General features: G+C 69.7%; 10 protein-coding genes. 1 reads left to right on the plus strand and 9 read right to left on the minus strand.

All coding sequences use genetic code 11. The features are described from left to right. Positions 1-49: 49 nt before the first annotated feature. The 8 genes from ACFV88_RS25500 to ACFV88_RS25535 form a co-directional block, all read right to left on the minus strand. Positions 50-1261, minus strand: coding sequence for a hypothetical protein (locus tag ACFV88_RS25500; protein ID WP_385494211.1), 1212 nt, complete (start codon positions 1259-1261; stop codon positions 50-52). Between the two features lie 390 nt (positions 1262-1651). Further along, a complete protein-coding gene (locus ACFV88_RS25505) occupies positions 1652-2329 on the minus strand; it encodes a YitT family protein (RefSeq protein WP_385494212.1) in 678 nt (225 codons plus the stop codon). Between the two features lie 111 nt (positions 2330-2440). Continuing rightward, positions 2441-3232: an ABC transporter permease subunit gene (locus ACFV88_RS25510; RefSeq protein ID WP_385494213.1), complete on the minus strand. Its 792-nt coding sequence runs from the start codon at positions 3230-3232 to the stop codon at positions 2441-2443. Further along, complete coding sequence (locus ACFV88_RS25515) at positions 3222-4130, minus strand: ABC transporter ATP-binding protein (RefSeq protein WP_385494214.1); 909 nt, start codon at positions 4128-4130, stop codon at positions 3222-3224. Before ACFV88_RS25515 ends, ACFV88_RS25510 begins: the two co-directional genes overlap by 11 nt. Then, positions 4127-4612: a GbsR/MarR family transcriptional regulator gene (locus tag ACFV88_RS25520; RefSeq protein WP_385494215.1), complete on the minus strand. Its 486-nt coding sequence runs from the start codon at positions 4610-4612 to the stop codon at positions 4127-4129. The genes ACFV88_RS25515 and ACFV88_RS25520 overlap by 4 nt, the downstream gene beginning before the upstream one ends. A gap of 157 nt (positions 4613-4769) precedes the next feature. Beyond that, positions 4770-5555, minus strand: coding sequence for a thioesterase II family protein (locus ACFV88_RS25525; protein WP_385494216.1), 786 nt, complete (start codon positions 5553-5555; stop codon positions 4770-4772). A gap of 24 nt (positions 5556-5579) precedes the next feature. Then, positions 5580-6098 carry a hypothetical protein gene (locus ACFV88_RS25530; RefSeq protein WP_385494217.1) on the minus strand — a complete coding sequence of 173 codons (519 nt, stop codon included), beginning with the start codon at positions 6096-6098 and terminating at the stop codon, positions 5580-5582. A 42-nt stretch (positions 6099-6140) separates the two neighbouring features. Next, a complete protein-coding gene (locus ACFV88_RS25535; RefSeq protein WP_385494218.1) occupies positions 6141-7964 on the minus strand; it encodes a non-ribosomal peptide synthetase in 1824 nt (607 codons plus the stop codon). 242 nt (positions 7965-8206) lie between these two features. Between ACFV88_RS25535 and ACFV88_RS25540 the strand changes: the two genes are divergently transcribed. Next, entirely contained in the window at positions 8207-8962 is a 756-nt protein-coding gene (locus tag ACFV88_RS25540; protein WP_385494219.1) for a thioesterase II family protein, read from the plus strand. 65 nt (positions 8963-9027) lie between these two features. On the opposite strand, the gene ACFV88_RS25545 is transcribed toward ACFV88_RS25540, so the two are convergent. Further along, entirely contained in the window at positions 9028-10104 is a 1077-nt protein-coding gene (locus tag ACFV88_RS25545) for a MupA/Atu3671 family FMN-dependent luciferase-like monooxygenase (protein WP_385494220.1), read from the minus strand. Between the last annotated feature and the right edge of the window lie 3 nt (positions 10105-10107).

Here is a 10107-nt window from a genome sequence, read left to right on the forward strand (position 1 = left end):
AGGCGCCGGGGATCCCGCCGTTCCTTGCCAGCCCCCAGGGGGGCGGGTGTCAGCGCTTCCAGACGGTCGCACGCCAGGTCGTCGCGTTGCCGGCGCCGTCGGTGCCGACGGAGAATCCGGTGATCACTCCGGCGTCGTTGATCCCGAACGCCGCGGCGTAGGGGCCGAGGGACGACGGCGGCAGCTGGACGACCGTACCGTCGGGCTTCCACAACAGGGCCTTGTCCAGCGCGGGGTTGCCGGCTGGCGGCCAGGCGTACCCGACGGCCGCGCCCCGGTTGTTGATCGCCAGCACCTCGCCGGCGGCTTCCGCCGGGTTGGCGAGCACGGTCCTGGTGCCGTCCGCGTTCCAGCGGGCCGTGTCGCCGTTCGGGTTGTCCTCCAGCGAAGCCCCCACGGCGGTGCCCGCCCGGTTGACGTCGTATCCCCGCCCGCGCCCGGCGTCACGGACGGTGCCGTCGGCCGCCCACACCAGGACCCGGTCGTACGCCGTGCTCCCGGCGAGCCGCCCGTGGCCGAAGACCACGCCGTTGTCGGTGATCTGGCTCGTCCGGGCCCCGACGATCCCCGCCGGAAGGGGCAGCGCGCTCACGGCACCCGCCGCGTTCCAGCGCACGGGGTGCGCGGGACCATCGGTGCCGTCGCGCTTCTCGGTCCACCCGACCGCGGTGCCCGCCCGGTTGATCGATGTCGCGGTGCCGCTGTCGTCGCCGGGCAGCACGGGCAGATCGTTTCTGCTGCCGTCGGACTGCCAGCGCAGGGGCTGGGAGCGGTTGTTCTCCACGGACGCGTCGCCGACCGCGACCCCGGAGTTGTTGACGGCCGAGGCGTTGCCGTTGCTGGACCCAGCGGGAAGCGCCAACCGGGTCGGGACCCCGTCCGATCTCCACCGCACGGGGTGGGAGTTGGGCTGGGTGTCGTAGGACAGGCCGACCACCCATCCGCGGTCGCTGAGCGCGGTCGTGCGGCTGAACTTCTCACCGGGCAGCGGCGCCAGGCGGGAGTAGCCGGGGCGGCCGGCGTTCCACCGGATCCCGAGTGGCCCGTCGGAGCCCTCCACGTAGTAGTCGCCGACGACCGTGCCGCTGCTGTTCAGCCCCTTGACGAAACTGTGGATCCCTCCCGACGGGATCGGGAGCAGCCGTGAGGTCAGCTGCCGTTCGGAGGGTTCGGCCACCGCTGCGGGCGCCGACCCCAGGAGGAGCAGGGCGGTTGCCGCGGCGGCAAGGGATGCAGGTCGGCGAACGCGGAAGCGGGCCATCCGGACACTCCTGATCTCTTCAGTGACATGGACGTATACATGCATGGGCGTTGCGTCTGTTCCCAGCCAGCAAGGAACCCGCAAACAGAGCAAGTTTCCGCCTCCACCGACCCGTTGGCAGCTCGATCTACGAAACGGCTGGATTCGTACGCCCGTTCACTTTGACCCGTATCACCTGCTGTCCGACACGTCCGCCCCGCCCCATGGACGGGTGCGGCCTCCAGATGACGGCGCCCCAGCAGCACTTCCAGCCCCACGGCGACGGTCACGGCCGACGGGCGGTGACCACCCTCGCCCGCACGTGCACGGCAGGAGAGCGCGACGGCTTCCGGCCACCCGCTCGGCCCCATGCCCCCGCGCGGCACGGTCTCCAGAGACCGCCTGGCTGCGTCAGGCGGCGGTTCTGACGACGCTGAGGCTGGGCATGCCCACATTGCGCAGTCGCAGCACGCTCCCGTTCAGTCGCATCAGGGGCTGCACGAGAAGGTCCACCACGACCAGGAAGCAGACGGTGCCGATGCCCACCGGGCCGCCGAGCAGATAGCCGCTGACCAGAAGCAGCAGTTCGGTGCTGAACTTGGCGGCCCAGAACGGCCAGCGCCAGTGCTCGGTCATGCTGATCGCGATGAGGTCCATGGCTCGGATGCCGATGCCGCTGATGATGATGAGCGAGGACCCGTACGCGCACAACAGGCTGCCGAGCACCATCAAGGCCGTGTCGGGAACGGGCAGTCCGGCGAGGTCCCAGGCGCGCATGAGGTCGATCATGCTGCCGCAGAAGAGGAAGGTGACGAACGGCGAGAACACCGGGCGACGGCGGTTCCAGATCGACCAGACGGCGATGCACAGGGCGGCGAACAGCGCCTGGGCGATTCCGATGGTCAGCGGCAGGTGCTCCAGCAGGCCGAGCGCGAAGACGTCGAGCGGGTCGGTGCCCAGGTCCGATCTGATGAAGCACGCGGCACCGTAGGAAAAGGACACGCATCCGGCCAGGTAGGCCGCGAACTGGGCGGGCTCGAAACCGCGTGACCGCTTCGGTCCGGGGATCACCGACTTCGCCATGAACATGCCTCCGATGGGTCGAGCAACTGGCACGGGACAGTGCTGAACCACCTGCCGGGGCGGGAAGCGCCCCGGCAGGGTCGGGCAAGTGGTCGCGCGGTGCGTGCGGAACGTGGGTCAGGCGTTGATGTCGCGACGGGCGAACGCCCGCATTCCCACGGCCAGCGCCGCCGCAGTGGCGGCGAGGAGGATGATCACGCCCAGGACGTCGAACCCCTCACGCAGCGGGTGGGTGCCCTGCGCCCAGTAGAAGGGCGTGATGCGCTGGAGGAAGTGCGCGCCGTCGATCTGCGAGGCGATCGCGTTGAGCACGTACGTCCCCACCGCGACCGCACTGGTGGCGCCGAGGGTGAACGGCCTGCTCCCGGTGTAGGCACCGATGGAGAGCGCCAAGGCACCGAAGAACAAGGCCAGCAGGCCGAGTTGCACAGCGCCCGCGATGATGTTCCCGGCGGGTACGCCCATGTCCTGGGAGGACGCCAGTGCCGTGACCTCCAGACCGATCAGCACGGTCAGGGCGAGCAGGGCGACGGACAGGGCGCCGAAGCGCTCAAGTGCCAGGCGTCGGCGGGTGATCGGATAGGCGAGATAGAGGTCCAGCACCCCGGACTGCTCCTGGGCCGCGACGGCCCTGGTCCCGGTGGAGATGGCGAAGATGAGGAGCAGCAGCGGTCCGAGCAGGCCGAAGACCGTGCCCTCCAGGAATCCGGCGCCGCTCGACAGGTCGTCGAAGTTCATGGCGCCGGACATGCCGGAGGGGAGCGAGTCCAGCGAATCGGCCTGGTCCTTCACCTGGGCGTACGACGAGGTGTAGATGGCCGTGACCACCGCGAGGCCGATTCCCCAGAGCAGCAGCCCGCGCCGCTGGTCGCGCACCGCCTTGCCGAACACGGGGAGTTCACTGGACAACGGAGGCGCCTTCCTTGACGTATTCGTCCATGAAGAGGGATTCCAGGTCCGGCTTCTGGCAGAACAGGGCCTCGACGCGGTAGCGCGCGGCCTGCTTGACCAGGGCGTCGACGCTGCCGTCGACGGTGCAGTGCAGCGTGTGGCCGTCGGTCCGAACGGCGCCGACGTGGTCGAGGCCGGTGAAGTCCGATGCGCTGAACGACTCGGCGAAGCGGATCTCGACCTGGCTCACGGCCTGCTGCTGGAGCGCGGCGACGGTACTGGTGGTGACCAGCCGGCCGTCCTTGATGATGGCGACGCGGTCGGCGACCTCCTGCACCTCGCTGAGGATGTGGGAGGACATGAAGACCGTCTGTCCGTTGGACTTGGCCTCGGTGACCAGGGTGAGGAACACCTGCTGCATCAGGGGGTCCAGACCGCTGGTGGGTTCGTCGAGCACCAGGAGCGCGGGCTGGTGCATGAACGCCTGGATGATGCCGACCTTCTGCTTGTTGCCCTTGGAGAGGCTCTTCACCTTCCGCGAACGGTCGAGTTCCAACCGTTCGGCGAGCTCGGTCACCCGGGCCTGCTCCACGTTGCCCTGGAGCCGGGCGAAGAAGCCGAGCAGTTCTCCGACGTTCTCGGTGCCGTCCAGGACGAGTTCACCGGGCAGGTAGCCGAGCTGCGCCCGCAACTCCGCTCCCTGGGCGGCCGGGTCGAGCCCCAGGACCCGGATGGTGCCGGACGTGGGGCGGATGAGGTCCAGGATCATCTTCATGGTCGTGGTCTTCCCGGCCCCGTTGGGGCCGAGGAATCCGAAGACCTCCCCGCGCTGCACGGTGAGATCGAGATCCGCGACGCCGCGACCGCCGGGGTACCGCTTGGTGAGACCGGACGTCTCGATGGCGGCTAAGGTCACTTCTTTCCTCCGTTGAGAAGCCGTTGCTCCCGGTGACGGGCGAGCAGCGGCGGGAGTTCGCGTTGCATCCAGCGGTACAGGTCCGCGACGTTCTCCAGGCGCGCCCGGCGCACCGGGGTGTCCTGCGCGAGGAGTTCGCTGCCCTTCTCCAGCACCTTGAGGATGTTGGTGACAGCTGCGAGCCGTTCGAAGACCGAGTCGACCCAGCCGCTGTCATTGATCCGGTAGTACGTGCGCCGGTCGCCCGGCGCCGAGACCTTCTCCACCAGTCCGGCCTGTATCAACTGCCGGGTCGACGTGGAGATCGACGCTTTGCTCGCCTGTAGGGTCTCCGCCAGTTGACCCGCCGTCTGCTCCGGCGGATCGCAGATCAGCAGCCACCCGATGACGCGACCGGAGATCCTGGGAAGTCCGGCGTCCTGTTCGAAGTACAGGGCCACGTCCTCGGCGAAGCGCACTGCCTCGTCGTGTGTGATAGCCATGACGTTCAGCGTATTCCGAACGTACTGTATCTACAACGCAAGAAGAACCGATGTCACTCGGACAGGTGAACCCGGTGTGCACGGGCTGAAGCGTCCGATGCGGTCGCACCGGACAGGTCGGGACAGGACAGGTCGGGACGGGACGGGACGGGACGGGCTAGGGCACCACTGTGCGTGCCAGGTCCTGGGTCAGCCGGTCGAGGAGGGACTCGCGGTGCTCTTGGAGGAAGAAGTGACCGCCGCGGTAGGAGTGTTCGGCGAAACCTCCCCTGCCGTGGTGCCGCCAACCCCGCATGCCCGCCGCACTCGCCTCCGGGTCCTCAGCTCCGCAGAGCGCGGTGATCGGGCAGCGCAACGGCGGCTCGGCGCGGTGGCGGTAGGTCTCCAACATGGTGATGTCACCGCGCAGCACCGGCAGATAGAGGGCCCGCATCTCCGGGTCCCGGCGGATCTGTTCCGGTACGGCGCGGAAACGACGGTCCAGGGCGTCCAAGAACGCGTCGTCGGAGAGTAGTCGGGACATCCGGCCCGGCTGGGGGACATCGGGTGCGTTCCGCGCCGAGACCGTCAGATGGGAGGCTTCCAGCCGGTGCGTACGGCTCAGTTCCCGCGCCATCTCGTAGGCGATGAGCGCACCCAGACTGTGACCGAACAGGGCGAAAGGGCGGTCGAGGGCGGGTGCCAGCGCCTGGGCCGCCTCCCCGGCCAGGGTCAGCAGGTCGGTCCGCGGCTCCTCCCTGAGCCGCACCTCGCGCCCTGGCAGCCTCAGCAGCCACACGTCGATCCAGTCGGGGAGTCCGGCCACCCAACCGTGGAAGACGGTGGTGCCTCCCCCGGCGTACGGCACGCACAGCAGTCGCAGTGCGGCGCCGTCCCGGGGCTCCGGGCGGAGCACCCACCTGGGGTCGACCGCCTGAGTGGCGGCCGAAGCCGGTGTCTGCATCGATGAGCTCCCCTTCAGAACGCGTCAGGCGAGGTCGGCGCTGGTCTTCTCGTAGCGGTGCCAGAGGGCCGGCATCTCGGCGGCGAGGTAGCGGAAGAGCTTCTCCATGTTCCGCAGCCGGGCCAGCCGCCCCGGATCGGCACCTTCGGCTTCGAGGGCTTCGAGGCCGTCCGCCATCGTCCGGTGGAAGTTCGGCCAGCTGAGGAAGGTGTGTTGGATGACCCGGGGCCAGGTGGCGTCCTGAAGGGTGAGGTAGTAGTCACCCTCCTCTGCGTTCTCTGTGTTCTCTGTGTTCTCGGCCTCGGCGTCCTCGCGGATGAAGAAGCCGGCCGGAACCAGCTGGTCGGACATCTTGTCCACCGCGTCCCGGGAGATGCCCAGCCCGGCACTGATCTCCGACGCGCGCTGACGCGGCGGGTCGGAGATCAGCAGGTAGCCGATCACCTCTCCGCGGTCGGCGGCCATGCCGTCCTTCTCGTAGTAGCGGCCGATCCGGGTGACGATCTCCCGTTCGGCCTGCGGGATGGCGGATGCTGCGGTCATCGGGCGTGCCCTTCGCTAGCGGTGGATGGAGGTGGTGTTCCGTCAGTTCACGGGCGGGGTGACGCCGACCGAGCGCAGGTGCACGGCGTGGCGTGCGGGGGTCGAGTGGTCCAGGAAGGCCGCGAGGCCACTGCCGGCTCCCCAGTCCTCACGGATCCGTCCGACGATCTCTATGGCGGCCAGGGACTGACCGCCGAGCTCGCTGAACTCGTCGTGGGCCCCGATGCCCGGGCGGCCGAGGACCTCCTCCCAGAGCCGGATCACGGCGGCCAACAGGGCGTCGCCCTGTTCGGCGACGGCTTGTCCGGGCTGCGCCGGCTCTTCGGGGAAGGGGAGTGCGGAGCGGTCCGCCTTGCCGTTCGGGAGCAGCGGGATGCCCGAGAGGAAGAAGAAGCGGGTGGGCAGGGAGTGCGCGGGTACGGTCCGGGCCAGGTGCTCGCGGCACTGTGCGGGGGTCAGCAGGCGGCCGACCTCCGGCACGACGTAGGCGACGAGGACTCCCTCACCGACCCGGGGATGACGGGCCACGACGACCGCCTCACGGATGTCCGCGTGCTGTTCCAGTGCGGTCTCCAGCTCACCCGTCTCCACCCGGACGCCCCGGATCTTCACCTGGCCGTCGAGGCGGCCGAAGAACTCGATGCCGCCGTCGGGCAGGACGGCCGCGAGGTCTCCCGTGCGGTACATGGTCGCGCCGGCCGTCGTGACGAAGGGATCCGGCAGGAACCGTTCGTCGGTCAGCTCGGGCAGACGCCAGTAGCCCTGGCCCACCCCCACACCGCCGATGTGGAGCTCGCCGCGCTCGCCGTCGCGCACCGTGCGCCCCTGGTCGTCGAGGACGTAGGCGGTGTGACCGGGCAGGGTGCGGCCCCAGGGGATCGCGTCGCGCTCCGCGTCCTCCTTGCGCACCGCGAACACCGTGCTGCAGCAGGACACCTCGGTCATGCCGGCCACGTTGTACGCGCGGATGCCGGGGCCGAGTTCTGCCAGTGCGGTCACCGTGGAGGGCGGGAAGCGGTCACCCGCCAGCACCACGGTGCGCAGCGTCGCGGGCAGTCCGCTCCCCCGCCGTCGGGCGGTGTCGGTGACCGGGCGCAGCAGCGCCGGGGCCGAGGACCAGGTGGTGACCGACTCGGTGCCCAGCAGGTCCAGCAGCGCCCCCGGGTCGGTGCGTTCGGCCGCACTCGGGATGACCACGGTGCCGCCGACGGCGAAGGTCGCGAAGAGCTCGATCACCGACAGGTCGAAGTTGAGGGAGGACACCTGGAGCACGCGGTCGGTGTGGTCCAGTCCGACCGCATCGGCCAGGGACCGCATCGTGTGTGCCACGCCGCCGTGCCGGTTCATGGCGCCCTTGGGGCGGCCGGTCGAGCCCGAGGTGTAGATGAGGTACGGAAGCCGGGCCGGGTCGGGCTCCGGGAGCGGGAGCGTTCCCTCCGGGTCGACGGCCCGGTCCGCACGCAGGCCCTCCAGTCCGGCCAGGTCGGGAACCCAGGCCGCGGCCTCGTCCACCAGGACGGTGCGGGCGCCGCTGTCCGCGAGGATGAACCGGATCCGTTCCTCGGGGTACGCGGGGTCGACGGCGACGTACGCCGCACCGGCCCGCATCACGGCGAGCACCGCGACCACCAACTCCGCGGTGGGCGCCATGGACACCCCGACCAGCTCGCCCGGGGCCACTCCCCGCCGCAGCAGCAGACGGGCCAGGGCGGCACTGCGTGCGTCGAGCTCGCGGTAGGTCGTTCCACGGCCCGCGTGCCGGACCGCCGTGGCTTCCGGGCGCTGCTCGACCTGTGCCAGAGCCAGCCCGTGCAGGGTCCACCCGGAGTGCCGGTCCACGTCGCCGTCAGTCCTGGTATCAGGCATGAGTCGATTCCTCCTACGGCGGTGATAATTCACTGATGAGTTTCCCGCGGATCCCGACAGCGATCGATACTAGCGACCCGAACACGGCCGGCACAATGGCCCTCGAAACAAATTTCGTGCGAGCCTGTCGACGCCGTCCGAGCGCCCTTTCGACGCCCTCCTGCCATTCTTCCGGCGTCCGTCCGCGGATTCTTCCGGATGCTTGACCGACCCGGGTCCGCACTGCTCTATCATCTCAGCCCATGACCGAGACTCAGCTGGATTCCGACCGCTGGTTTCTCCGTGCCGGGCGCAGGCAGAACCCCCGGCTGACCGTCCTGGCCGTGCCCTGGGCAGGCAGCGGAACCGCTGCCTACCACGGCATCGCCGATCTGCTGCCGCCGGACGTCGCGCTGTGGATGCTCCGGCTGCCGGGCCGTGAGGTCCGACGCTCGGAACCGCTCGCCACCTCGATGAGCGAGCTGACGATACCCGCGGCAGCCGCTTGCGCCGAGGCTCTGAACAGTGACTTCGTGCTCTTCGGGCATAGCTCGGGTGCCCTCGTCGCGTTCGACATCGCTCGTCGACTACGCCGGGACCATGGGCGGCTGCCCACCCTGCTCGCCGTGTCGGCGCAACCCGCACCGCACCTCCCGCCGCGCTACGCCCCCATCCACGCACTGCCCGCCGACGGCTTCCTGGACGCCCTCGACGCACGCTGCCACAGCGTCCCGCAAGCACTGCGCGAGGACGCGGAAATGAGGGAGGTATATGTTCCGGCCATGCGGGCGGACGTGACCGTGGAGGAAACCTACGAATACATTCCGGAACCGCCACTGGAATGCGCACTATCGACCTTCGGAGGGAAATCCGATACCGAATGCAGGATTTCCGATCTGGAGGCATGGCAGGTTCACACGTCAGGGACGTTCACCCTCAACGCGCTACCGGGTGACCATTTCTTCTTCCAGACCTCCCGCGAATCGGTGGTGAAACTCATCGTCGATCAGGCCGGCTGACCCGAACCCGGTGCCCCGCCGGGCGGGGCACCGGAGCGTCCGCGCCGGTCACCGGTCCCGGACGCTCACTGGTCGTAGTAGCCGGCCAGGGTGCGCGGTCGGGGCCGGTCCTCGTCCGCGGAGGGCGGCAGGCAACTCCGGCGCAGTGCGTCGAGCCTGGGCAGGCCGGCCATCACCTCGTCGAAGGGCAGTCCGAAGTCGACCAGGCAGGCGATCTCGTCCACACCGATCCCGGACAGCCGCTGGACCACCTCGGTGCACTTCGCCGGGGTTCCCAGCAGCGAGCGGCGGTCGTAGAAGTCCCTGGCCACCAGGCCGGCGAGTTGGTCCTGCTCGGCGTCCGACATGGCGGTCGAGGTGTCGTCGCTGCGCTTCTGACTCAGGAACGTGGACAGGTAGCGCTGCACCGGATCGCGCACCAGCGCCCACACCTGCTCCTCGTCCTCACCGACGTAGGTGTGCATGCCGACGGTGACCACACCCGCGGCCGGGTCGAGCCCGGCGGCGGAACGGGCCTTGCGGTAGGCGGCGACGTTGTCCGCCAGCCGGTCCCAGTTGTCCAGCAGGGTCAGCACGCCCAGGTCGCGACGGCCGGCCTCCAGCCAGGTCTGGGGGTTGGACGTGTGCACCATCCAGAGCGGCAGTTCCGGCTGGTGCGGGCGGGGATAGGTGCGGACCGTCAGCGTGCTGTCCTCGGGCCCCTCGAAGTCGGTCGGCTCCCCCCGCCACAGGGCGCGCAGGGTGTCGACGGTGCTGAGGGTGTACTCGCGCCGGTCGGCGAAGTGTTCGGGCTGGAACACGAAGTCGCCGCGGTGCCAACCGGTGGCCAGGCACAGGCCCACCCGCCCGCCGGACAACTGGTCGACCAGGGCCCACTCCTCGACGATGCGCACCGGATGGTGGTGCGGCACGACCACGCTGCCCGCGCGCAGCTGGATCCGCTCGGTGACGGCTGCGATGGCCGCGGCGAGCACCGAGGGGTTGGGGAAGCTCCCGCCGAACTCCTGGAAGTGGCGCTCGGGGACCCAGATCGCCCGGAATCCGCGCGGGTCGATGAAGCGGGCCACGTCGAGGATGAACCGGTACCGCTCGCGCGGAGTCCGCCGGTCGTCCGCGGCGAAGAAGTACACACTGAAGTCCATCGC

The organism is Streptomyces sp. NPDC059816 (assembly GCF_042732055.1).
In the GTDB taxonomy this organism is placed as follows: Bacteria; Actinomycetota; Actinomycetes; order Streptomycetales; family Streptomycetaceae; genus Streptomyces.